Raw genomic sequence first — 23,592 nt, 5'->3', positions numbered from 1 at the left:
TCAGGGGGAAATCACCGGGATGGTTGAGCATTGTGAAAGGTGAAATAGCGTCAATTTACGGCCGTCGTGCAAGGCACAGATTATCACGATGTCACTCGAACGGTAACGTTGGATCGACCAAAGTTCAGGCGCCCAGTGTGCTGCATTTTTGCCATCCGGTCAGCCAGGGCGTACTACTATGAGCAAGCTTCTCGATAACTCCGGACGAACCAGGAAGGATCGGGTAGCGTCCCTTGCCTCGTTCTGGCGCCCGGCTGGGGGTGAGGTTTGCTGTTCCGCTGCCACCAAGGAACGATCAGATGCAGACATTGAAGCCTTCCAGCAAGGCGAGCGTGGCGGTATTTGACGACGCCCTGATGAGTCAGGTGCGCGCTCGCTTTCACCACGTCGACCGCTGCCCCTACACCGGCCCCCGGATATTCTTCGAAAACGCCGGCGGTTCCCTGACGCTCAAGGCCGTGGTGGCACGCATGGCCGAAGTCGCCGCACTGCCGGACAACGATCATCGCGACAATGACGCTTCCCGGGCCATTTCGTGCATGATCGATGACGGTCGCGACGCCATGGCCAGCCTGCTGGGGGTAGAGGACGGCATCGTGTTTGGCGGCGAGACCGGCACCGAGTGCCTGTTCCGGGTAATTCGCGCCGCCGCCAGTGCCGCGCCAGCGGGTGGCAACATCGTCGCCTGCGAGCTCGAGCATCCCGCCACCTTTGACGCCACCGCGCAGTGGGCGAGGCGCACCGGCAGGCAGCGGTTGACGGTGCCCTTCGATCCGCATCAGGGGCGCGCCACCGCCGAGGACTATGTCCGCGTCGTGACGCCGGAGACCCGTGTGGCCACTATCCTGCACACCAGCCCGGTGACCGGCATGACCCAGGACGTGGCCGCCATCGCCGAGGCGATTCGCGCCATCGCACCGGACTGCTACATCATCGTCGATGGCATCCAGCATGCCCCCCATGGTGCGTTGGCGGTATCGCACTACGGCGTCGATGCCTACGCGGTGTCGCTGTACAAGGTGTTCTGCCCGTTCAACGACGGCTACGCCTGGGTCTCGCCGCGACTGGGTTGCGCCGATCACGACCGCCTGGCGGGCAAGCCGGACGACGCCTGGGAGCTGGGTAGCCGCGATCCTGCCGCCTGGGCCGGCGCCCGCGAGATGGTCTGCTATCTCGAGTGGTTGGGAGGACATTTCACTGACAAGAGCGAGCGCCGGCAGCGGCTGTTGGCCGCCGGCCAGGCCATGCATGATCAGGAGGCGGCGCTGATGCGTCGGCTGATCGACGGCGCCGATGGCGTCACCGGACTCAGGGACCTGCCCGGCCTGACCCTGATCGGCGAGGCGGATTCGCCCTGGCGGGAGGGGGCGGTCTCGTTTTGCGTGAAGCACCGAGACGCACTGGAGATCGTCGCCGAGCTTGGCCAGCGTGGCATCCGCGTCCACGCCCGCAAGGACGACGCCTACTCCGGCAATATCCTGCGCCCCCTGGGCCTGCCCTCGGTCACCCGGGTGTCGTTGGCCCACTACAACACCCCACTCGAAGTGGACGCCTGCCTGGCGGCGCTGAAGGACGTCCTCGGAGCCTGAAGCGGCTCCGCTGCTTCGTCCACCCGGTCCGGCGCTGATCAGATCTGGCTTGCCAGGACACCGTGTTCAGGCGAGGGCTTCGACGCGCACTCGCCGAAGACACGCTTGGCGCAGCCCTGGCAGACGTCTGGATCCAGCGCCGGGGTAATGGAGGTGATGGCCGCCTCGGTGGTCTCGAAGAAGCGCGCTTCGCCGATTCGCTTCAGATCCCCGCGACGGCACAGCTCATCCATCACCGTACCCTTGAGCGAGCTGATCATCAGCTCGCCCCCCTGGTCCGTCAGGCGACGGACCTCCTGCAGCAGCATCTCCACGCCCGCCGTGTCGATGAAATTGATGCCCTTGCCGATGATCAGCGCACGGGAGCCCGGCTCGGCGGTGAAGGCGCGAAGATGCCGCTGTACGTGGTCGGTGGCGCCGAAGAACAGCGAGCCGTCGATGCGCAGTATCTTGAGCTGTGGACACTGCTCGAGCTGGTAGCGTCTGACGTTGCGAATGAGCCGCCGGGGATGATCCTGGCGCGGCGCCACTTCCATGACGGTAGGGCGCGAGGTGCGCTTTAGATAGAGCACCAGTGACAGCAGCACGCCGATATAGATGGCGAACTCCAGTGCGACGAGCAGGGTAGCGGAGACGGTGGCGACCAGCACCATCGCCTCGTGGCGACTGACGCGCACCAGATGGACGATATGCGGGACGTCGATCAGGTTCCAGGCGATCAGCAGGATGCCTCCAGCCATGGCGGGTAGCGGCAGGTAGGCGGTGATGCCCGGGGCGAAGATCAGGATCAGCGACAGCAGCAGGGCGGCGAACACCGAGGCCAGCGGGGTGCGGGCGCCTGCGTCATAGTTGGCACCGGAGCGGGTGAAGGAGCCCGAACTGGCGTAGCAGGAGAAGAAGCCCCCCACGATATTGGACAGGCCCTGGCCGATGAATTCCTGATTGCCGTCGATCACCTGACGCGAGCGCAGGGCAATGGCGCGGGCGATGGATACCGCTTCGATCAGCCCCAGCAGGGCGATGGCGAAGGCGCCGGAGGTCAGCACGCGCAGGCTGTCCGGCGTCAGTTCGGGCAGCGTAACGGGTGGCAGGGTCCCGGGCAGGGTGCCGACCAGCGCCACACCGTGGGCGGCGCCATCCATCAACCAGCAGGCCAGGCTGCCGGCGGCCAGGCCCAGCAGCAGGTGAGGACTACGACGATGGAGGCGTCGTGCTACCAGCGAGGTGATCAGCGAGATCAGCCCGATGGCCAATGCGTAGAGGTTGATATCCGGCAGCGCCCGGAACAGCGCTGACAGCTCGGCCAGGAATCCCTGAGCGTCGATGGACACGCCAAGCAGGTGCTCCATCTGACTGGTGGCGATCAGGATGGCCGCACCAGAGGTGAAGCCGATGACCACCGTGTGAGAGATGAAACTCACCAGATTGCCGAGGCGCAAGAGCCCCATGGCCAGCTGGATCAGACCGACCAGGAGCGTGATGGTCAGCGCCGCTCCCAGGTATTGGTCGGGTGTCAGCGTGCCGAGGCCGCCGATCACGCTGGCCAGCACGATGGAGAGCGCCGCAGTGGGGCCTGAGATCATGTGCCAGGAACTGCCGAACAGCGCCGCCACCGTGGCCGCGACGATCGCCGTGTAGAGCCCGACCTCCGGTGGCAGCCCGGCGATGAAGGCATAGGCGACACCCTGAGGGAGTACCAGGATGGCGCCGGTCAGGCCCGCCATCATGTCCGCCGACAGGGTGCGGCGGTCGAGGCCACGTCCCCAGCGCAGGAAGGGCAGATAACGCTTGGGGGAAGACGCCATGGCGGAACCTCAGGTGGGCAGAAGTAGGGGGTCGGGCAAGCCTAGAGAAATGCGGGTATCCTGAAAAACAAAATTTTTTGCGCTTCACGAACAAAAAAACCGCATAGGTGAGCCGTGGATACCCAACTGCTGAAGACCTTTCTCGAGGTCAGCCGGCTGCGCAATTTCGGCAAGGCCGCAGAGAGCCTCTGTGTCTCGCCCTCGACGGTCAGCGCACGTATACGCCAACTCGAGGCGCAGCTGGGGTTGTCGCTGTTCAGCCGCGGCCATCACCACATCGGTTTGACCCCGGCCGGCGAGCGCATGGAGCGCCACGCCCGCTTTCTGCTCGACGCCTGGGAGCGAGCCTACGAGGACACCGCCCTGAGCGAGCGGCACCAGCGGCGGCTGGTGGTGGCGGGGGTCGCCAGCCTCTGGGATATCTTCCTGCAGGACTGGCTCGCCACCATCTATCGCGCCTACCCGACCCTGGGCGTTCGCGCCGAAGAGAGCACCCCGCTGCGGGTGGTCGAGAAGCTGGAGCGCAACATGGTCGACGTCGGCTTCCTCTACGACACCCCGCGCATCAGTGGCGTAGGGGTCGAGGAGGTGGCGACCATCCCGCTGGTGATGGTCTCAAGCCAGCCGGATAGACGCGCCGAGCAGGCAGTGGGCGAAGGCTACATCCGGGTCGAATGGGGCACGGCGTTTGCCAGCATCCACGAGAGCAGCTTTCCGCAGCGCCAACTGGCGCGCGGCAGAGTCAACAGCGGCCGCATCGCCCTCGGCCTGCTTCTTGAGTGTGGCGGCGCCGCCTACCTGCCCCAGGACATCGTCGCCCCCTGGTGTGACCGGCAGCGGCTGTTCGTGGTCAAGGATGCGCCCGTCATCGAGCTAAAGGCCTATGTGGCCTACCACTGGCACGGCGAGCACCGCGAATTGATCAGCGAGTTGATCGAGCATCTGGGGTGATCTGCTATGGAGTCTGTGTTGCTTGCGCAGGTCGCTGCGTCATTGTTCCTGAGCCTTGCTCAAGCAACTGATCGGTCGGGGGGGAGTGAAGGCGCTGTTCTATCTTGGCCTTCCGCAATCACTTGGCAGAGAAACTTTCGCTGGGAGTTAAGGAAGCCGAAGCGGATGGCGTTTGATAGTAGTATTTTGGATTAGAGAGATGGAAGTTCCTTTAGAGCTTGGTGCGGAAGAGAGGTGGTAGAGATGAAGGATGGTGAGGCGGGTCAACTTCCCCTTTTCGAGTTCAGTGAGGAAAATGTTAATGTTTCGAGATCTAGTACAGAGTCATCTGATGAAATGCATGATGAATTCGGGAAATATATCGTATATGTAGACGAAAGTGGCGATCATGGTCTTTCAAGTATTGATCCAAACTATCCAGTCTTTGTTCTAGCCTTTTGTGTTTTTCATAAGCGTCATTATAGTGAAGCAATTGTTCCTTCTTTGGAAAAGTTCAAGTTCAACTATTTTGGGCATGATCAAGTGGTTTTGCATGAGCATGAGATTCGAAAGGAAAAAGGAGCATTTAGTTTTTTCAAAAATCGAGATCATAAGAACCAGTTCATGTCGGGGCTGTCTGGCATCGTAGAAAAAAGCAATTTCATCCTTATTAGCTGTACTATAGATAAGCGGGAACTGAAGAAGCAGAATGGTAATAAATCAAACCCATATCATCTTGCTTTACGTTTCTGTATGGAAACTTTGTACGAATTTCTTCAGGAAAAAGGTGAGGAAAATAAAAAGACTCACGTAGTGGTTGAGTGTCGAGGGAAAAAAGAAGATAGAGAACTGGAGTTGGAATTTCGTCGGATCTGTGATGGAAGCAATCAGGCAGGGATTCAACTGCCATTTGACGTGGTGTTTTCCGACAAAAAGACCATGTCTTCAGGACTTCAGCTTTCGGACCTCGTCGCCCGTCCTATCGGTCTAAAAGTTATTAGAAAAGAACAGAGAAACAAAGCGTTTGATATACTGAAAAAGAAGTTCTATTGCGATGGTGGCCGGGAAGATGCGGGAGATGGATACGAGGGAAGGGGTATGAAGGTCTATCCGGAAACCTGAGTTCGTATCGCTAAGGCTTGTCTAAAGTGTTTGCGCTTGCCGGCTTTTTTGATAAGCCTAAGCATGTACACAAAAAAGCGAAAAGCCCCGATGAAACCACCGAGGCTGTAGCGCCGACCGGGAACTCCCAATCCACTTGACTATCATGCTAGTAGATTCGCTAGCCAGGGTCAAGACGTCTTCTGTGCTGAGCGCTCGGCTGGCCTTGGCGGATACAGCGGCCCTCACTCAATATTCTGAATATGAAGATGTAATTTGATGTTTTTTTATTTATATAACAGTTGGTTGGTTTTATTTTGTGCATAGTTTTTTGTTTGTTCCTACCCATCTTACTCCCCATCTGGTAGGAGAGAGACAGTCCTAGCTGAGAGCAAATGCAAACCTACCACAATCAGCTCAAGGTGACGCTCTCGCAGGGGGCTTCGTGCGTGCGATGAAATGTCCACCATCTCTGGGCTGGTATTGAGAGTAATGTCAGCAGCGTAGTGGTGAAAATGCCGCTACTGACCTTGGGGGCGTGCATGATGTCCTGTTCAAGGCTTCCCAGACACCGTTCGCTGCGGGGAACCTTCTTCTTGTTCTGTTGCTGAGCCTGAGCGACAGAAATCTGCTTCATCGGTTGGCTTTGGTCAGACAGTGGCAAGAAAGCCAGGTTTTACCCTGCGGTTGACTCTCCGTCAGCTGCGGAGGTGTTTACGCAGCGCTTCCCTAGCCCCACAGCTAATCACTCTGCGACGGAAATGGGGCTCCCTCGCTTTCTTCCGCCTGATGACGTCGTTGCTCCGGCGTCCATAGCGTCTTGAGATAGTTCACCACGGAGCGGATCTCGGCGGGGGTCAGGACATTCTCGAAGGCCGGCATGGTGAGTCTCTCGGTCTTGTTCCAGGGATCGCGCCATCCCTCGGCGACGATTCGGTAGAGCATCGCATCGGAGTGTTTCCAGGTATGCCCCTCCGGCCCGTGAGGGGGAGCGGGCAATTCGCCCTGGGCATTCTGGCGCTCCCAGTTCGGCTGGCCCTCGCCCTCGCTGCCGTGGCAGCTGGCACAGTACTGCTGGTAGATCCTTTCTCCCTCTTCCAGCCGAGAGGTATCGCGCGAAGAGGGGCCACCCCCCGCCATGGCCTGCCAGGCGGCACTCATCAGCAGCCACGTTGTGACGAGGATCCAGCGCTTACGCATCGGGGGGTGTCCAGGTTTGGCCCTGATCTTCGCTGCGCATGAGCTCCCCCTCGCGATCCAGGGCATAGAGCGTTCCCTGCGGCGCAAGCGTAAGCGTGACGAACGTCGGGCCATCACCCTTTACTTGCTGCCACTCCTGGCCGCCATTGTCGCTGCGCCACAGGCCTTGCTCCGTGGCCACATAGACGTGTTCGGGATCGTCGAGCTTGTAGGCCAGATCATAGACCCTGCCGGCATCGAGCTCCCCGGTCGGTCGCCAGCCGCAGAAGCAATCCATCGACAGGCGAACCGCATCGTCGGACACCGCATAGAGCCAGCCAGTCTGCATGCTCCCCTCCATATCGGAGTGGATGAGCCGGCGAACGGCCTGGGCAGGACCGCTATCCATCTTCTTCCAGGTCGTGCCGGCATCCTCACTCTGGTAGAGGCCGTCGTCGGCAATCACCACATAGAGTGTCTCGGGCTGATGGCGGTGCACGTCCAAGGCGGTAACGTCCTGGTTAGGCAAGCCATCGTTGAGTTCCTGCCAGGTTTCTCCATGATCGGTGCTGCGCTGCACCCCGATCGAGGGGCCGGCGATATAGAGGGCATGTTCGGCTGTTGCCGATACCGTTACCAACCGTCCCTCCGCTACTTCGTCGGGCAAGGGAATCATCGTCCAGGCCGCTCGGCCATCCGTGCTTTCGAAAAGCTGGTTGGCCTGGACCTTGAGCAGCCGTTCGCCTGTTTGGTCATAACTCAGCGACGGCAATGCCTCCTCGGCGGCCCCGGCCATACTGACGAAGCTCAGACTGGCCATGACCCAGCTCGTCAGTGACAGGGCACGCCAGAAGCGACTCGTGATCTTGTTCATTGCAATATTTCCTCGAATAATGGCTAGCCGATGCTGCCTAGCGCCGGGAAGGTGCGCAATAACCAATAGGACAGCTCGGTCAGTTTGCCGGTGATCATCAAGATGCCCATCAGGATCATGATCAGCCCGGCCGCCAGATGCGTGACCCGGCCCCAGCGGCGCAGAAATTTCTGGTGTTGCAGGAAGCGATCGAGTGACACCGCCGTCAACAGAAAGGGCACCCCCAGGCCCAGCGAATAGATGCCGAGCAACGCCATTCCGCTCGGGGCATTGGCCGTCGAGGCGCTGACGGTCAGAATGGCGCCCAGGATCGGGCCGATACAGGGGGTCCAGCCGAACGCGAACGCCACACCCAGCAGATAAGCCGCACTGGGCCCCCCGCCCGCTTCCTTAAGCCTGCCGATAAATCGCCATTCTCGCTGTAACCAATGCAGCGGAATGAGCCCGGTCATGAAGGCACCGAACAGGATGACGATGATACCGCCGACCAGGTTGGCTTCCTGGCGGTAGACCAGCAGCAGGCGACCGATGGCCGTGGCACTGGCACCCAGCATCAGGAATACCGTGGAGAACCCGAGCACGAACCATATTGACTGGGTCAATACCCGGAGCCGCTCCCGCCGGTCCGCTTCCCGTATCTGCCCCAGCGAGCGCCCGGCCACGAAGGAGAGATAGCTAGGCACGAGCGGCAAGACACAGGGCGAAGCGAACGAGGTCAGGCCCGCCAGAAAGGCCGTGGCCAGGCCGATATTGGCAACTTCCCACATCCCCCCTTAATCCCGTGGCTAGGCTTGGAGCTTGGAGTCGGGGCGCTCGGATGGCACCTGGTGATCCGCTGCTTGGCGATTGGCAGATGCCGTCTCCGTGGTTACCGCGGTAGAGGCTTCCACGTTGGCTTGGACGTCAGGGGCTTCGCCCGGCTCGGTAGCCTTGCCTTTCTTGTCCTTGCATTTCAGCATACACATTGCTCCACACATGACGAGGCAAGGCAACAGGGTCACCAGGATAGGGGCGATGCCCAGCAGGACCAGTTGATCCCAGCCCATGGCAAGACCACCAGCCACCGCCACAGCGCCCAGCAGCATCCAGCGGCGTGGGCCTGTTACCAGGCCTTTCAGTCCGGCTTTCTCTTGGCCCTTTTGGGGCTTGTCGTCACAGCAACTCATGGCGCGTCCTCCTGGGTGGTTTCTATGGTTTCGGCAAGAAAGTCGATCATTTCAGGGGTATCCCACTCGGCCTCCCCGACCAGGCGTCCGATCTCCCTGCCCTGGCGGTCGAGCAGAAGCGTCGTGGGAATACCCACGGCACTGAGGTTCGCGCTGGCCATGCCGGTTGGATCGACGTAGGGAGCGAGATGCTCGATCCCCACCTCCTGATAGAATTCGTTGACGACCTCGATGCCTTTGCGATCGATCGAGAGTGCGACGACCTCGAAATCCGTACCACCCAATTCAGCCTGGAGGGCATCCAGGGTGGGCATTTCCTCGCGGCAAGGGCCACACCATGTCGCCCAGATGTTGAGCAGGATCAGCTTTCCTCCGAAAGTGGTCAGCGTCAGCGGGGTACCGTCGCCAGCCTCGAAGCTAATTTCCGACACCTCGCGTGGGCTTTCCCAGAGAAGAAACCCATTCGGCCCCACACGTTTGGGTGGTTCGGCGACGGCCAAAGAGGTGATCATTCCCCACAATGCCACCGCTACCCAACTGGTCCCGATCAGTTGTCTCATGACCAAGGCTCACCTTCAGTGGGTGGCGTAAACTTCAGGGGTATCGGTCGGCTGAAAGGCCAGGGTGTAAACCTCCAGTGGGCCCTGTTTCTCGCCCGACATCCCCGGTGAGCCAAGTGGCATTCCGGGTACGCTCAGGCCTTTGATGAAAGGTTTCTCTTCGAGTACCTGGGTGACGCTTTCCACGGGTACGTGGCCCTCGAAGACATAGTTGTCGATGAGCGTGGTATGGCAACCCTGCAGTTTCTCGGAAACATCGTGTTCGGCTTTCATCTTCGCGAGATCGTGAGTATCGATTGTCTCCACTTCGAACCCGTTTCGTTCGAGATACTTGGCATATTCGGCGCAACAGCCACAGTTGGGGTTCTTGTAGAGGGTTGCCGACGTCTCGGCTGCCAACCCTGTCAGGGGGAAGGTCAATAGAGAAGCGATGGTCAGCGCTTTCCAGTGTTTCATACGCTAAGGCTCCATAGAGTTCACGAGAACGTTCGGCAGCTAGGCCGGCTATACTCTCGCGGCATTAATCGAAGGTGTTGACGACAGTATGGCGAATGCGATCCCACACACCGGTGGATAATGTCTCTGGTCCTTCTGCCAACACCTTTACATAGTAAACTAGGTGCTCCGGATCGAATTTGAGCCCATGAAAGCGGGCCCGTATCCGTCCTGATTGGTCGATGACATGAGTCACAACGCCATGCGCCTGGACGCCCTCGGCCACATCGTCGAATTTCAGACCGTAGGCTTCCGCGACCTGGCGTGTGGTGTCGACAAACTCATTTTCGCTTCGATAAAGAAACCGCCAGTTGGCGGGGTCCAGATCGAAATTTTCACCGTAGGCCCGCATGTTGTTGTGCGTGCCGGCAAAGTCCTCGCTGTCGGTAGCGATGGTGATAAATTCAACATCATCTCGTAGGCCGGTATCGTTGACTCGCTCTTGCACCTCGGCAATCAGGTTCATATGCACCGGGCAGGCTTCTTGATAGCGCAAGTGGATGATATTGAGCACCACGACGCTTTGTTCCAAGTCGGAAGACGACACGCCATTGCTGTCTGTATTATTCAACGAAAATTCCGGCGATGGCTGGTCGATGAATTGGGCGTAACGTTCCCACTCTTGCAGCTCTTCCTCGGTATCTTCGAGGGAATGGGAAAAGACAGGAGAACTGGGCATCAATGCCAAGACGAGTAGTGGTGTATACAGCTCTTTTTCACGTACCGTCCTCCCTTCGCGTTACCCAGTGCTAACGAAGGCTGCTCCTATGCGGAGCAGCCCCGGCCAGTGCCACTTCAGGTGTTGCTGTCGGTTTCATGGCCTTGTTGCATATTTTCCATCATGGCATTGCAGTTTTTCATCATGGTATTCATTTCACGCATCATTCCCATCATGTCGTGCATGCTGCCCTCCTGCATCATGTCGCCCTCCATTGGCGTCTGCTGATTCTCTTCCTGCGCAAGAAGCGAGCCGGCTCCGAAGCTGCTGGCGACGATGATGGCGGCAGTCAAGATTGCTGTGTGACGTTTCCGCATGACACTTCTCCTCAATCTTTCTGGGAATCACCTTTCCACCAGCAAGGCTGATAGAAGGCCTGGCTTGGATTTCTACCTGGCAGCAGCGCTGCTTGCTGGAAAGATATCCTTAAAGCCAACTTCAAGGTCAAGACTTTATTTTTTGCGTTCCCGCTTTATGCAGCAGGCCACCAGTTGAACGCTACAGCCATACCTTGACCTTTGGGCGGCCTCACGGTTGTAGGCTGTCTGAAAACGGGCAGGTGAGGAAAAGACAATGCGAGTCACTGAACTGGCTCGGGCTGGTGGGGTCACTGCGGAAACGGTACGCCACTACACCCGTGAGGGGTTGTTACGACCGCAACGGGACTCGCGCAACGGCTATCAACTCTATGACGAGAAGGCACTGGGTCGCCTGCGTCTCATTAATTGCCTTCGCTCTTTGGGAGTCGGTCTCCCAGACATCAAGCAGATATTGACCTGGGCGGAGCACGACATGCCTCCGGTTAGCGATACGTACGCTCCCCTGGCTGAACAAGGGCGCTACATTCGCTCGCGGATCCATGAACTCCAGGCGATAGCGCGATGGTTGGAAAGCATCGACCATGATGATGGTTCCGAGGCCCCTAGCCTGAAGCAACTGATCGAATCGCTGGGATCGGCACAACCGGCTATCGTGACGGATGGCCCGTGCGGTTGCCATTAGTGATGCGACGGCGCCATGCTGGCCATATCGTCCATGCCGGTCATGGAGTGCAGATGCCAGAGTTGCCTGACGGCAAACGCGATGATCAGCAACGCCGCCAGCGTGCGGGTCGCTGGATGGCGAATCCATAGCGAGATGCGCCGGGCAGCCATACCGGTCGCCAGGACGACGGGGAGGGTGCCAAGCCCGAAGGCCCCCATCATCGCCGCGGCGCGTAGCGGCTCGGCTACGGCCAGACTCCAGGCCAGCATTGAATAGATCAGCCCGCAGGGCATCCAGCCCCAGATCGAGCCCAGCGCGAAGGCCTGGGGTACCTTCACGACGGGCATCAAGCCTCGACCTAGCGGTTCGATACGCCACCACAGGGAGCGACCCAGGGCTTCGATACGTAGCAACCCCTTCCACCAGTTGGCGATATACAGCGCCATCAGAATCAGCATGACCGCCGCCAGGATACGCAGCACCAGGGCGATGCCGTCCAGGGCATGATTGAGCACGGAGCCGAGTAGCGCCACCAGAGCGCCGGCGATCATGTAACTGCTGATGCGGCCCAGGTTGTAGCCGAGCAGCAGGCCGGCCAGGCGTCCCGGCTGCCGCATGCTGGAGGGCACGGCAAAGGTCAGGGCACTCATGATCCCGCCACACATGCCGATGCAGTGCGCCCCTCCGAGCAGGCCGAAGACGAAGGCCGCCGCCAGCGGCGGCAGGCTGAGGTCGGTGGGATCCAATCAAGGCGCTCCTTCTTCGCTATTCCCAGTATCACGAGGAGGAGAATCGAAGGCTGCCGGAGGGGGAACCGTACAGCGCGTCGAGCTCGACCAGCTCGGGCGGATAGCAGAGTCCCAGGTCGGAACACCCCTGAAAGGTCACCGTGATGGCCAGCGGCTCGGCAGCGGTGTCGCTCGCCTCGATGGACGCACTGAATACCACCTGGTCATAGAACACCTCGATTTCCCCCAGAGACGCGTGCACCATGGGTTCGCCGGGGGGAATTGCCAGCTCACCGAAACTGACGCCCGGAGAGCGACTTTCCAGTGCAAACCGATGGCGGTGGAGGTAATAGTCCTCGGCAATGACGAAACCGACGTAGAGCCGCCTATCGTCTCGCCAGGCGCTGGCCCGGAAGGCTTCTTTAGTCGCCAGGAATTCCCGTTGAGCCGAGGTACCGAAGGGGGAGCTCTTGCCACTGCCCGCGGGAAACTCTCCACGGGCCGCTACCGGTGTGGCGACGAACAGCAGCACCAGCAGAAAGGTGAAGGCCGTGTTCATGAGGCCGCCGCCGTTTTCGCCCTATCCACTGGCTGACGCATTGACCAGACAACCAGAGCCAGCCCCGCGATGAGCATCGGCAGGGTCAACAGCTGCCCCATGGTCAGCCAGCCGAAGGCGATGAAACCCAACTGGGGGTCGGGCAGGCGCACGAACTCCACGGCGAAGCGGAAAGCGCCATACAGCACCAGGAACAGCCCCGAGATGAGGCCTCGCTGGCGAGGTCGACGCGACAACCACCACAGCATGACAAACAGCACCACGCCTTCCAGGGTGAACTCATAAAGCGCTGAAGGGTGCCGCGGCTCGGGCCCCAGCCCCATCATAGGGGGGAAGGCCATGGCCCAGGGAACGTCACTGATGCGCCCCGGCAACTCGTGATTGATGAAGTTGCCGAGGCGCCCGGCGCCCAGGCCAATCGGCACCAACGGGGCGATGAAATCGGTCAGCTGAAAGAAGGCCAGACGGTGCTTGCGGGCAAACAGCAGGGCGGCGATGAGCACACCGGCCAACCCGCCATGGAAGCTCATGCCCCCGTCCCAGACCCTGAAGAGCCACAAGGGGTTAGCCAGCAACTGGTCGAGCCCGTAGAACAGCGCATAGCCCAGGCGGCCACCCAAGATGACCCCCACGGCACCGTAAAAAATCAGATCGCCGATATCATCGTGGCTCAGGCCCAGGCGGTGGGCACGACGACGCCCCAGCCACCAGGCGGCGACCAGCCCGACCACGTACATCAGGCCATACCAGTGAATCTGCACGGGACCAAGGGAAATGGCCACGGGATCAATCTGAGGGTATTGCAGCATGGTTCTTCCTTAATGCTCTGACAGCCAAGTCGCGTTGCCGAGACTGCGTTTACGATCAGCCTGGCTACTCAACGATGCGATCGATGGAAATTTCGACCGGCGAGTCCGACTCGCCGAGTGTCACCGGTCCCGCCTCGCCGACAAGATCGCCTAGCTGCGGGGTAGCTTCGCCCGATGCGGAGACGCGCACCGTCAGGCGCACCTCATTGACTTGGGAGAGTCGCGCCCGGGGTGTCATGGCATCGTTGTCGCCCAAGGTCAGCTCGAGTGGCAGGTCGCTAACCGTGACCCGCTCCACCGCCAGTGGCGGCAATTCACCGGCCACGTCGCGGGCGATGACGAACACCGTGTCGCCCGGCGCGGCCCGCTCGCGGAGCGATTCGGCGAGGCCGACCCTGACCGCGAGCGACGCGCCATCCTGCGCGGCCTGATGAGCATCGACCTGGTCGGACGAGGCGTCCAGGCGCTGTTGTGCCACGGCAATGCCCTCCCGCAGCGCCTCCGCCGAGCCGGGGTCGTCGAAACCGGCGATCGCGCGCCGCCAGTAATCGATGGCCTCTTCATAGCGGGCGCGATCGAAGGCATGGATGCCCAGCATGCCGAGCACGGTGGGCTGGCGTGGATCCTGACCGAGGATCTCGTCGACCAGTGCCTGGACCTCGTCGGTCAGCGAGCGGTTGGCGACGAAGAATTGGATCTGTGCCAACTGCGCCAGCAGGGAAGGCTGTCGACCCTCCAGTTCGATCAGGCGCTCGATCGCGGCGATGGCATCACGTCCCCGATTGCCGTCCCGGTACAGCGGAAACAGCGACATCCACACCTTGGGATTGTCCGGCTGTCGCTTGGCCTGCTCCTCGAGCCGCTCGATCAGCATCGTCAGCGAGCCGTCAGGCGAGTTGCGCACCTCCTGATGCACGGCATACAGTGCCAGATCGCCCTCCGCGCCTTCCCGCTGATACCAGAGCAGACTGGCCACCACCAACGCCACCATCACCAGCGGTACCAATAGTCGGCCGGCCTGGGGCGACTCAAGCGGTGTGCGGCGGCGTACCTGGGTATCCTCGAGCAGGCTGCGTTCGAGCTCCAGCCGACCCTCCTCGACTCGCGCGGTGTCGAGCTCGCCGCGTGCATGGGCCGTTTCCAGCGAGGCCAGGCGCTGACGATAGACCGCCACGTTCTGTGCATCGGTGCGCTGCTTGGCTTCGAAGGCCTGCTGAGCATCGTGCAGCGGGCGGGTCCGTCTCAGCGGCAGGATCACGAGCCACAGGGCAGGCAACAGTACCAGGGCGATGCCCAACCAGAGCAGATTCATTTGCTCCCCTCGCGGTTAATCAGGGCGTTGAGGCGCTCGCGCTCCTCGGCGCTGAGCGCTCGAACCCGGACATGCTTTCGTTTGCGGACGAAGACCGCCACGATCAGCCCGCCGATTAATACCAGCGCGGCCGGCAGTCCCCACAGCAGCCAGGTACGCTCGTCGAGTCGCGGGTTATAGAGCACGAACTCACCGAAGCGCGCGACCATGTAATCGAGGATCTCTTTATCGGATCGCCCGTCGCGTAACAAATCTGCGACGCGTTCGCGCATGTCGGCAGCCACCGGAGAGTTGGAGCTGTCGATGGCCTGGGCATCGCATTTGGGACAGCGCAATGAGGCAGTAAGATCACGATAGCGTTCGGCCATTACTGGCCTCTCGAAGTCACGCACCTCGATAGCCGAATCCGCCAGCACAGGGACCGACGTTATCAACAAGAGCAACAGCAGGCCGGCCCGGGTCATCAACGCCATCTGCCCACCTCCTGCACGACACGTTCGACATCCTCGGGAGTGATATAGCCCGTGTGCTTATAGCGAATGATGCCCTCGGCATCGACGAGGAAGGTCTCCGGCACACCGTAGACGCCGAGCTCGAACCCCAGGTCGCCATCCGGATCGAAGATATTGACTTCGAAGGGGTCGCCGAACTCGTCGAGAAACTCCCGCCCCTTGACGCGGGTGTCCTTGTAGTTGATGCCGACCAAGCGCACGCCGCGCTCAGCGAGTGTCAGCAGCTGGGGCATTTCCTCCTTGCAGGTCGGGCACCACTCGGCCCAGACATTGACCAGCGTGACCTGCCCGTGCAACAGCGACTCATCGACCCGGGCACCGGGATCCTTCAGTGTCGAGAGGGAAAAGGCAGGAAACTGCTGGGCTAGCAGTGCCGAATTGCGGGTACTGGGATCCATGGCCAAGCCTCGGTAGAGAAAGAAACCCAGTCCCAGGAAAACCAGCAAGGGGAAAAGCAGTAACAGTCGCCGTTTCATGTATGGACCTCACGGAGGAGAGTGGAGTCAGCTGCCACTGAGCGCTGACGCCGATAGCGACGGTCCGCCACCGCCAGCAGACCGCCAGTGGCCATCAACAACGCCCCCAGCCAGAGCCAGCGTACGAACGGCTTGATCTGGATTCGCATGGCCCAGGCACCGTCACCCAAGTCTTCGCCCAGCGCCACGTAAATGTCCTGCAGCAGCCCAGGGCGCAGGGCGACGTCGGTCATGGGCTGACCGCGGGCAATATACAATCGCTTCTCGGGCCGTAGGGTGGTGACATGCTGGCCATCACGTGCCACCTCAAGGGCTGCCGTATCGGCCAGGAAATTGGGACCGCGGCGCTCGCTCAGGTCGGTCATGGTGAAGCTGTAGCCGCCTATCTCGACACGCTCCCCCACGGCAAGACGTACGTTACGCTCGATGGCATAGTTCGACACCATGGCCACGCCCACGATGGTGATGGCCATGCCCAGATGGCCGACTACCATGCCCCAATGCGCCAGCGACAGCTTGCGCAAGCCGGCCAGGGGTGAGGAGGCATGGCGGGTCTTGTCGAACAGGTCACGCATCAACGCCAGCACGACCCACAGGGCCATGACCAGCCCCAGCGCCACGGCGGCGTTCCATTCTCCGCCGTAGAGGAACGGAACCGCCGCCGCCATGATCAGCGCGGCGATGCCGGACCAAAGTAGTCGGCGCATCAACTCGCGCCCCGCCATCTGCTTCCAGCGCGCCACGGGGCCTAGCCCCATGAAGGCGCACAGCAGCACGGTCAGCGGCACGAATAGCGTATTGAAGTACGGTGGGCCGACGCTGATCTTGCCCAGCCCCAGGGCATCGAGAATCAGCGGATAGACCGTGCCCAGCAAAACGGTCACGGTCATGACGACCAAGAGGATATTATTGATCAGCAACAGCGCATCACGAGACAACCAGCCGAAGCCCACATTGCCGCTCATCCGCGGCGCACGCAGGGCAAAGATCAGCAAGGAAGCGCCCACCGTGAACCCCAGCAGTGCCAGAATGAAGATGCCCCGTGACGGGTCATTGGCGAAGGCATGCACCGACGTCAGCACCCCGGAGCGCACCAGGAAGGTGCCCAGCAGCGACAGCGAAAAGGTAAAGATCGCCAGCAGGGCGGTCCAGCTCTTGAAGGTGCCACGCTTTTCCGTGACCGCCAGCGAATGGATGAGCGCCGTCCCGGTCAGCCAGGGCAGGAACGAGGCGTTCTCCACCGGGTCCCAAAACCACCAGCCGCCCCACCCCAGCTCGTAGTAGGCCCACCAACTACCCAGCGCGATGCCCATGGTGAGGAAGGCCCAAGCAATATTGGTCCAGGGCCGCACCCAGCGTGTCCAGGCGGCATCGAGCCGCCCTCCCAGCAAGGCAGCGATGGCAAAGGCGAAAGCCACCGAGAAGCCCACATAGCCCATATAGAGCATGGGAGGATGGAGGATCAGCCCGACGTCCTGTAGCAGCGGGTTGAGATCGGCGCCGTCCTGAGGCACTCCCGGCAGCAGACGTTCGAAAGGGCTCGAGGTGATCAGGATGAACAGCAAGAATCCGGTGCTGACCATGCCCATGACCCCCAGGACACGGGCCAGCATGTCACGCGGCAGGTTGCGCGAGAACAGGCTGACGGCGAAGCCCCAGCCGCTGAGGATCAGGCTCCATAGCAGCACCGAGCCTTCGTGCCCCCCCCACACCGCCGTGAGCTTGTAATACCACGGCAGCATCGAGTTGGAGTTGTTGGCCACATAGGACACGCTGAAATCGTCGAGCAGGAAGCTCGCGGTCAGGCTGGCATAGGCCACCAGCAAGAAGGCGAACTGCCCCCATGCCATGGGCTCGGCGAAGGCCATCCAGAGTGGGCGGCGGAGCGTGACGCCCGCTAACGGAGTCAGCGCCTGTATAAACGCCAGGCCCAGCGCCATGATCAGCGCGAAGAGACCGAGTTCAGGAATGATTTTGACGAGCATAGGGATTCCATCTTGAGTCGCGTGATTTCTTGGGGCGAGGCGATCGGCCTCGGCAGCCCATCAATTCGAGCTAGTCCGTCGCTTTCGATGCCGAGTCCAAACGAGTTTCGCCAGGAGCGGCAGGAGCGTGACCCCACTGGCCAGGATCAGCGCGACCGTGAGGCCGCGGGAGTCGGCGGTAATCAGGACTTCGCCGAACATGACGATCAGGTACGCCGTCGGAAGTACGCCGGCCAGCGTGGCAATCAAGAAACGCCAGAAGGCCAGCGGTGTCAGGCCCGCCGCATAGCTGACGGCATCGAATGAAATAAATGGCACCAAACGCGAGGCGAAAACGAAAAGCATCAACCCTGTCTGAGAGCGCTCCTTTCCCAGCCAATCCAACATAGGACGTATGCGCGACCAGCGATGGATCACCTCGCAGCCAAGCAGGCGGGCAATGCCGAAGGCGAGCAACGCGCCGGCCTCGGCACCGATGACCACATACGCCGTCCCCCATAGAGGGCCGTAGATCGCACCGGCCACCATGGCGATCGGCCCACTGGGTATCGGGCTCATGACAATGGCCGCTATCATCATGGCGATAATGGTCAATGGCCCCCAGCCCCCCAACTGGCCAACCCACTCACGCAGAGCCTGCTTATTGGTGAGCGTCGATAAGGCACCGGTCTCCATCAGGATCCAATAGAGGGTCACCAAGCCAATCAGCACAGAAGCTCCCAATATGAGCCTGTGCTTTACACCGAGCGTGCTTGCCATACTCATCTCAGTTGTGTGAGATGACATCTCATGTCACCCCTGTGCCGTTATGGCGTGTCATTCGACACCCAATATGTCGCGAAGCCGGTCGGTCGACACCGCACCATTGATGCGCTGCACATTACCTTCTTCATCGCGGTAATAGCTGGTCGGCGTTCCCGTGGCGCCGGCCTCGCGCATGAGCTGGGCATGCCGCCTAAGAAGCGCTCGACTCTCCTCCGACGGCACCACCGGACTGATGCCGCCATTGCGGAAGTTCAATTCATGGGTTTCGAGGGCTTTGGTTGGGTCATTCGACTCAAGGATCGCGGCCGCCTTGCGGAGACTGTCCTCTGACAGAACGCCGACCAGCACATGACGAAGCTGAAGCTCACCTTGATCGATTAGAGACCGTGAGCTCTTCCACAGCGCATTGCAGTAGGGACAATTGGGGTCGGTCAGCGTATACACGATATGTGACGCACTATCAGGTCCTTCCGGAATAAAGCGAGTGTCCTCGAACGCGCTCCAGGTAGCTTCCAGCATCGGTTCCAGCACCAGAGCTTGAAGTTGGTTTTCCATTACAGCGTTGCCCTGAGGATCAATTAAGGTACCGATGATGGCGTGGTCGGAAGTGGAGGGAATATAAGCCGCCACGGGCTCATTATCATAGGACAAGGCATAACCTTGTATATCTCCCGGGGCATTAAAGGTTCCGTGGAATTTGAGTCCTTGATCCAATAATGCCGTAATCGATGCGGGTAGGGGGGCTCCCGTATCGGCTGTACTAATGGCCTGGTGGCCGTCAAGAGAATCGCCCCCCGTTTCCTCCGCCAGAGCGGGGAGCGTAATGAGACCGAACAGCCCTACAACAGCAAGGCAATAAGTGGAGTAGATGATTTTCTTCATGAACGGCCTCTTCATCGCTCTCTGATCAACCCGGGGAATCGAACCTGTCGTAGCGATTGGTTGTCAGCTATCACGCTTCTTTCCGAAGAACAGATACTTGGCGAGCGCGGCGACGCCAAGCACCAACGCAATAATCAGCAGGATGGAAATGAGCCCCATCCCCGCCATCCCCCACGTGCATGCTTCGCTTCCCATCATCTTGGTCTCCTATTAAATTTTGCTACTCAGACTTGGTGGGCCCGAACCGCCTGGGGTTCACCGCTCGTCACCGGCGAAGCGTCATCGATATCCGGCGTGAAGCGGCGTAGCCGCAACGAGTTGGTCAACACGAAGACGCTGGAGACGCTCATGGCGGCTGCCGCCAGCATGGGGCTGAGCAATACGCCGATGAACGGATAGAGCACGCCCGCCGCCACGGGGATCAGCGCCACGTTGTAGCCATAGGCCCAGACGAAATTCCCGATGATGGTCCGGTGGGTGCGCTTGGAGAGTGCCACGGCATTGACGATGCCCCGCAGGTCGCCACGCATCAGCACGATATCACCGGCCTCGATGGCGATATCCGTCCCGGTACCGATGGCGATGCCCACGTCTGCCTGCGCCAACGCCGGCGCATCGTTGATCCCGTCGCCCACGAAGGCGACCTTACCGCCCTCGGCCTGTAGTCGCTTGATCTCGTCTGCCTTCTGGTCAGGCAGCACCTCGGCGAGTACGCGCTGAATGCCGACCTGTCGGGCGATGGCGTCGGCGGTGGCGCGGTTGTCGCCGGTGAGCATCGCCACTTCCAGCCCCAGCGCCTTGAGTGCTGAAATGGCTTCGGCCGAGCCCTCCTTGAGCGGATCGGCCACCGCGATGACCGCGGCGAGTCGGCCGTCCACCGCGGCATAGAGGGGGCTCTTGGCATCCTCGGCAAGCGCCTTGGCGCGCTCTTCCGCCTTGCCGAGCCCAATCCCGAGCCGGTTCATGTAGCGATCGGCCCCTACGTAAAGCCGGTGACCGGCGACGTCGGCTTCGATGCCGTAGCCCGGCTCGGCGCTGAAATGGCTGACGGCCGGCAGCTCGAGTCCACGCGCCTGGGCGCCGCGCACGATGGCATCGGCGATGGGGTGCTCGCTCTGGGCTTCCACTGCCGCGACCAGTCGCAGCACCTCATTCTCGTGCCCCTCGATCACTTCGAAGTCGGTCAGCTCGGGGCGACCCTGAGTCAGGGTGCCGGTCTTGTCCAGCACGACGGTATCCATCTTGGCCAGCGTCTCGAGCGCCGCGCCCTTGCGAAACAGCACCCCCATCTCGGCCCCCTTGCCGCTACTGACCATGATCGCAGTCGGGGTGGCCAGGCCCATCGCGCAGGGGCAGGCGATCAGCAGCACACTCACCGTGGTGACGAAGGCGAAGGACAGCGCCGGGGCCGGCCCGACGGCGAACCACACCCCGAAGGTGATCAGGGCGATGGCGATGACCACGGGCACGAAGACACCGGCGATCTTGTCGGCCAACTGCTGGATCGGGGGTTTCTCGGCCTGTGCCGCTTCCACCATCTTGACGATCTGTGACAGCACGGTGTCGGCACCGACCCGAGTGGCGCGGAAGGTAAGCGCGCCGTTCTTGTTGATGGTGCCGCCGACGACTTCGGCATCCTGCTGCTTGGCAACCGGTACCGGTTCGCCACTGATCATCGACTCGTCGACGAAGGAATGGCCTTCTTCAACGATGCCATCCACCGGGATACGCTCGCCCGGGCGGGCCAGGATGCGATCGCCGGGCACGACGGCCTCGATCGGCACCTCGACCGCTTCGCCATCGCGGATGACGCGGGCGGTTTTCGCCTGCAACTGCAGGAGCTTCTTGATCGCCTCGGAGGTACGGCCTTTGGCGATGTGCTCGAAGTAGCGTCCCAACAGGATCAGCGTCACGATCACCGCCGCCGCCTCGAAGTAGCTCACGGCGGTATCAGCCGGGAAAAAGCCGGGTACCAGCAGAGCGGCGACCGAATAGAAGTAGGCGGCGCTCGAGCCGATCATGACCAGACTGTTCATGCCCGGGTTGAGATGTCGAAGTTCGGCATAACCACCGCGATAGAAGCGCGCCCCGGCATAGAACTGCACGGGCGTGGTCAGCAGCCACTCGACGCCCATCCAGCCGCGATGCGGCATCAGACTCGCCAAGAGCGCATCAAAGTCGGGAATCACTTTTCCCATGGCGATGATGACCACCGGGATGGTGAGCACTGCCGCGAGAATGACCCGGTGGAGAAGCTGTCGTCCCTCGCGATCCTCGTCGTCCGCCTGCTGCTGCGACTCGGTTTCCTGCGGTTCATAGCCCGCCTCGCGGATGGCATGCTGAATGCGTGCCAGCGATACGGTCCCCGGCAGGAAACGGACGAAGGCCTTCTGGGTGGCGAGATTGACACTCACCTCCACCATGCCGGGCAGCTTGCCGAGCGCTCGTTCTATCCGCGAGACGCAGGATCCGCAGCTCATGCCGGCGACGGGAATCTCGAGGCTCTCCACCACCGGCTGATAGCCCGCCGTTACGATAGCGTCGAGCAGGCTGGCCGTCGTGGAGCCTCCCTCTATCTGGATCGCCGCCTTCTGTGTGGCCAGGTTCACCTGAGCGTTAATCACGCCCGGCTGCTGGCCGAGGGCCCGCTCAACCCGTCCGACGCAGGACGCACAGGACATGCCCCGAATCTCGATATCGACGTTTTCCGCCATTGCGGTCTCCCCCAACTTGGTTCTTCATCAGCCCAGCGTGCGCGCTTCGGGACTCCTGCGTTACACTGCCAGAAGCGACGAGGCCGCTCATTCGTCCCTATCGGCGATGGCGTCGACGATGGGGCAGCCTTCCTGCATCGGTCCTTCGCCTGTACATTCTTCAAGCGTTTTGGACAGCACAGCCTCGATTTGCGAGAGATGCTTGATCTGCTCGCGAATCTTGTGCAGCTTCTCGCCGGCGATGCGCTTGGCCTGTGCCCGGTCGCCGTTGGCATCCTGGAGGATCAACAGCTCACGGATCTCGTCGAGCGTAAAGCCCCACTGCTTGGCATGGACGATGAATTGCAACCGGGCCACGGCATCCAGGGGATAACGCCGATAGTTGGCTTCCGTCCGTGGGGGGGCGGGCATGAGCTTCTCTTTCTCGTAATATCGGATCGCCTGACTGGCGATCCCACTACGTTCGGCAAGCTCACCGATACTGAGGGTTTGCATGGCTTCACCTCTCGTACTGTGAATCGGAGCTTCTAGCCGCCCGACTGGGCCGGGCAGCCTGAGTCACGAGTCGTGACTTCGACTAGTCCGGTTGGCGCACGACCCGCAGATAGGGTGTCTTGGCATCCCAGCCGTCGGGGAAGTGTTGTCTGGCGTCGTCATCCGTGAGCGATGGTAAGATGATGACATCGTCACCGGTTTGCCAGTCGACGGGCGTTGCAACCTTGTGCTTGTCGGTTAGCTGAAGCGAGTCGATGACCCGCAGGATTTCGTCGACGTTGCGCCCGGTGCTGGGCGGATAGGTCAAGGTCAGGCGAATTTTCTTGTCGGAATCGATAATGAAGACGGTACGCACCGTCACCTTGGGGTCGGCTTTCGGGTGGATCATTCCATACAGCGTCGCCACCACCTGGTCTTCGTCCGCCAGTAGGGGATAGTTCAGGGCCGCGCCCTGGGTCTGCTCGATATCCTTCGCCCAGTCGTGGTGAGAAGCGAGGGGGTCGACCGATACTCCCACCAGCTTGACGCCACGCGCGGCGAACTCGTCCTTTCGCCTGGCAAACGCGCCAAGTTCCGTGGTACAGACTGGCGTATAATCGGCGGGGTGCGAGAACAGTACGGCCCAGTCCTTGCCCAGCCACTGATGAAAGCCAAGCGTGCCTTCGGTGGATTCGATCGTGAAATCGGGAGCTATCTCCCCTAGCTGTAGGGTCATCTCACTATCCTTATCTATGGTAAGTGTCGGATGATGCACTACGCACGATAACCTTTAAGTCAACTTTAAGGTCAAGGGCTTTCGAGGAAAGGAGTCTATTCTTTTACGTTATATCAAAAGGCATTAACTCATGGATGACTTTGAGGTAGGCGCAACCCTTAGAATTCTCTGCCTAACCATGTCCGAAGTAGGCGGCCGGCCCCAGGCTGCTTCGCGCCCAGCACCTTGCCCCCCCCAGG

26 protein-coding genes are annotated in these 23,592 nt (G+C 60.8%); 4 read left to right on the top strand and 22 right to left on the bottom strand.

Going from position 1 to position 23,592, the window contains the following annotated elements:
- Positions 1 to 299: 299 nt before the first annotated feature.
- Positions 300 to 1,589, top strand: coding sequence for an aminotransferase class V-fold PLP-dependent enzyme (locus tag RBB39_RS07605; protein WP_213229516.1), 1,290 nt, complete (start codon positions 300 to 302; stop codon positions 1,587 to 1,589).
- Positions 1,590 to 1,627: 38 nt separating this feature from the next.
- Here the strand turns inward: RBB39_RS07605 and RBB39_RS07600 are convergent, their stop codons facing one another.
- A complete protein-coding gene (locus RBB39_RS07600; protein ID WP_213229518.1) occupies positions 1,628 to 3,394 on the bottom strand; it encodes a SulP family inorganic anion transporter in 1,767 nt (588 codons plus the stop codon).
- Between the two features lie 114 nt (positions 3,395 to 3,508).
- Here RBB39_RS07600 and RBB39_RS07595 point away from each other — a divergent pair, with 114 nt between their 5' ends.
- The gene (locus tag RBB39_RS07595) at positions 3,509 to 4,345 is read left to right on the top strand and encodes a LysR family transcriptional regulator (RefSeq protein WP_045991673.1); all 837 of its coding nucleotides are present in this window, start codon (positions 3,509 to 3,511) and stop codon (positions 4,343 to 4,345) included.
- A gap of 243 nt (positions 4,346 to 4,588) precedes the next feature.
- Complete coding sequence (locus RBB39_RS07590; RefSeq protein WP_287163699.1) at positions 4,589 to 5,446, top strand: DUF3800 domain-containing protein; 858 nt, start codon at positions 4,589 to 4,591, stop codon at positions 5,444 to 5,446.
- Positions 5,447 to 6,166: 720 nt separating this feature from the next.
- On the opposite strand, the gene RBB39_RS07585 is transcribed toward RBB39_RS07590, so the two are convergent.
- The 8 genes from RBB39_RS07585 to RBB39_RS07550 all read right to left on the bottom strand — a co-directional run bounded on the left by RBB39_RS07585 (position 6,167) and on the right by RBB39_RS07550 (position 10,734).
- Complete coding sequence (locus tag RBB39_RS07585) at positions 6,167 to 6,586, bottom strand: cytochrome c (protein WP_249742927.1); 420 nt, start codon at positions 6,584 to 6,586, stop codon at positions 6,167 to 6,169.
- A 31-nt stretch (positions 6,587 to 6,617) separates the two neighbouring features.
- The gene (locus tag RBB39_RS07580) at positions 6,618 to 7,424 is read right to left on the bottom strand and encodes a YCF48-related protein (RefSeq protein ID WP_249742928.1); all 807 of its coding nucleotides are present in this window, start codon (positions 7,422 to 7,424) and stop codon (positions 6,618 to 6,620) included.
- A 77-nt stretch (positions 7,425 to 7,501) separates the two neighbouring features.
- Positions 7,502 to 8,245, bottom strand: coding sequence for a cytochrome c biogenesis CcdA family protein (locus tag RBB39_RS07575; protein ID WP_045991676.1), 744 nt, complete (start codon positions 8,243 to 8,245; stop codon positions 7,502 to 7,504).
- Positions 8,246 to 8,263: 18 nt separating this feature from the next.
- On the bottom strand, positions 8,264 to 8,644 hold the full coding sequence (locus RBB39_RS07570) for a hypothetical protein (protein WP_185696437.1): 381 nt from the start codon (positions 8,642 to 8,644) through the stop codon (positions 8,264 to 8,266).
- Complete coding sequence (locus RBB39_RS07565; RefSeq protein WP_071211088.1) at positions 8,641 to 9,204, bottom strand: TlpA disulfide reductase family protein; 564 nt, start codon at positions 9,202 to 9,204, stop codon at positions 8,641 to 8,643. Before RBB39_RS07565 ends, RBB39_RS07570 begins: the two co-directional genes overlap by 4 nt.
- A gap of 15 nt (positions 9,205 to 9,219) precedes the next feature.
- Positions 9,220 to 9,660 (bottom strand): DUF411 domain-containing protein, encoded by a 441-nt coding sequence (locus RBB39_RS07560; RefSeq protein ID WP_035414165.1) that lies wholly within the window; start codon positions 9,658 to 9,660, stop codon positions 9,220 to 9,222.
- 64 nt (positions 9,661 to 9,724) lie between these two features.
- A complete protein-coding gene (locus RBB39_RS07555) occupies positions 9,725 to 10,378 on the bottom strand; it encodes a redoxin domain-containing protein (RefSeq protein WP_306168984.1) in 654 nt (217 codons plus the stop codon).
- A gap of 116 nt (positions 10,379 to 10,494) precedes the next feature.
- Entirely contained in the window at positions 10,495 to 10,734 is a 240-nt protein-coding gene (locus RBB39_RS07550; protein WP_045991679.1) for a hypothetical protein, read from the bottom strand.
- 256 nt (positions 10,735 to 10,990) lie between these two features.
- On the opposite strand from RBB39_RS07550, the gene RBB39_RS07545 reads away from it, so the two are divergent.
- On the top strand, positions 10,991 to 11,419 hold the full coding sequence (locus RBB39_RS07545; RefSeq protein WP_083970235.1) for a MerR family transcriptional regulator: 429 nt from the start codon (positions 10,991 to 10,993) through the stop codon (positions 11,417 to 11,419).
- Here the strand turns inward: RBB39_RS07545 and RBB39_RS07540 are convergent.
- The 13 genes from RBB39_RS07540 to RBB39_RS07480 all read right to left on the bottom strand — a co-directional run bounded on the left by RBB39_RS07540 (position 11,416) and on the right by RBB39_RS07480 (position 23,353).
- Positions 11,416 to 12,147, bottom strand: a complete 732-nt coding sequence (locus RBB39_RS07540) for a sulfite exporter TauE/SafE family protein (protein WP_045991681.1) — start codon at positions 12,145 to 12,147, stop codon at positions 11,416 to 11,418. The two genes, RBB39_RS07545 and RBB39_RS07540, sit on opposite strands and share 4 nt — an antisense overlap.
- Positions 12,148 to 12,178: 31 nt before the next feature.
- Positions 12,179 to 12,688 carry a protein-disulfide reductase DsbD N-terminal domain-containing protein gene (locus RBB39_RS07535; RefSeq protein ID WP_239452508.1) on the bottom strand — a complete coding sequence of 170 codons (510 nt, stop codon included), beginning with the start codon at positions 12,686 to 12,688 and terminating at the stop codon, positions 12,179 to 12,181.
- A complete protein-coding gene (gene lgt, locus RBB39_RS07530) occupies positions 12,685 to 13,497 on the bottom strand; it encodes a prolipoprotein diacylglyceryl transferase (protein WP_045991682.1) in 813 nt (270 codons plus the stop codon). Before lgt ends, RBB39_RS07535 begins: the two co-directional genes overlap by 4 nt.
- 64 nt (positions 13,498 to 13,561) lie before the next feature.
- Positions 13,562 to 14,809, bottom strand: coding sequence for a c-type cytochrome biogenesis protein CcmI (gene ccmI / locus RBB39_RS07525; protein ID WP_045991683.1), 1,248 nt, complete (start codon positions 14,807 to 14,809; stop codon positions 13,562 to 13,564).
- Positions 14,806 to 15,282 carry a cytochrome c-type biogenesis protein gene (locus tag RBB39_RS07520; RefSeq protein WP_045991684.1) on the bottom strand — a complete coding sequence of 159 codons (477 nt, stop codon included), beginning with the start codon at positions 15,280 to 15,282 and terminating at the stop codon, positions 14,806 to 14,808. The genes ccmI and RBB39_RS07520 overlap by 4 nt, the downstream gene beginning before the upstream one ends.
- Entirely contained in the window at positions 15,273 to 15,797 is a 525-nt protein-coding gene (locus RBB39_RS07515) for a DsbE family thiol:disulfide interchange protein (protein ID WP_045991685.1), read from the bottom strand. The genes RBB39_RS07520 and RBB39_RS07515 overlap by 10 nt, the downstream gene beginning before the upstream one ends.
- Entirely contained in the window at positions 15,794 to 17,782 is a 1,989-nt protein-coding gene (locus RBB39_RS07510) for a heme lyase CcmF/NrfE family subunit (RefSeq protein ID WP_045991686.1), read from the bottom strand. Before RBB39_RS07510 ends, RBB39_RS07515 begins: the two co-directional genes overlap by 4 nt.
- Positions 17,783 to 17,842: 60 nt before the next feature.
- Positions 17,843 to 18,541, bottom strand: a complete 699-nt coding sequence (locus RBB39_RS07505; RefSeq protein WP_045991687.1) for a TVP38/TMEM64 family protein — start codon at positions 18,539 to 18,541, stop codon at positions 17,843 to 17,845.
- Positions 18,542 to 18,598: 57 nt separating this feature from the next.
- On the bottom strand, positions 18,599 to 19,429 hold the full coding sequence (gene dsbG / locus RBB39_RS07500) for a thiol:disulfide interchange protein DsbG (RefSeq protein WP_052704265.1): 831 nt from the start codon (positions 19,427 to 19,429) through the stop codon (positions 18,599 to 18,601).
- A 63-nt stretch (positions 19,430 to 19,492) separates the two neighbouring features.
- Positions 19,493 to 19,627, bottom strand: coding sequence for a hypothetical protein (locus RBB39_RS07495; protein WP_023005305.1), 135 nt, complete (start codon positions 19,625 to 19,627; stop codon positions 19,493 to 19,495).
- 26 nt (positions 19,628 to 19,653) lie between these two features.
- Positions 19,654 to 22,143, bottom strand: a complete 2,490-nt coding sequence (locus tag RBB39_RS07490; protein ID WP_213229526.1) for a heavy metal translocating P-type ATPase — start codon at positions 22,141 to 22,143, stop codon at positions 19,654 to 19,656.
- An 87-nt stretch (positions 22,144 to 22,230) separates the two neighbouring features.
- Positions 22,231 to 22,638: a heavy metal-responsive transcriptional regulator gene (locus tag RBB39_RS07485; RefSeq protein WP_045991689.1), complete on the bottom strand. Its 408-nt coding sequence runs from the start codon at positions 22,636 to 22,638 to the stop codon at positions 22,231 to 22,233.
- An 82-nt stretch (positions 22,639 to 22,720) separates the two neighbouring features.
- Complete coding sequence (locus tag RBB39_RS07480) at positions 22,721 to 23,353, bottom strand: peroxiredoxin (RefSeq protein WP_045991690.1); 633 nt, start codon at positions 23,351 to 23,353, stop codon at positions 22,721 to 22,723.
- Positions 23,354 to 23,592: the final 239 nt, after the last annotated feature.

This window comes from Halomonas sp. MMSF_3323 (assembly GCF_030733595.1).
Lineage (GTDB): Bacteria > Pseudomonadota > Gammaproteobacteria > Pseudomonadales > Halomonadaceae > Halomonas > Halomonas litopenaei.
The sequence above is the reverse complement of the archived record's forward strand: the minus strand, read 5'-3'. Positions and strand labels throughout refer to the sequence as shown.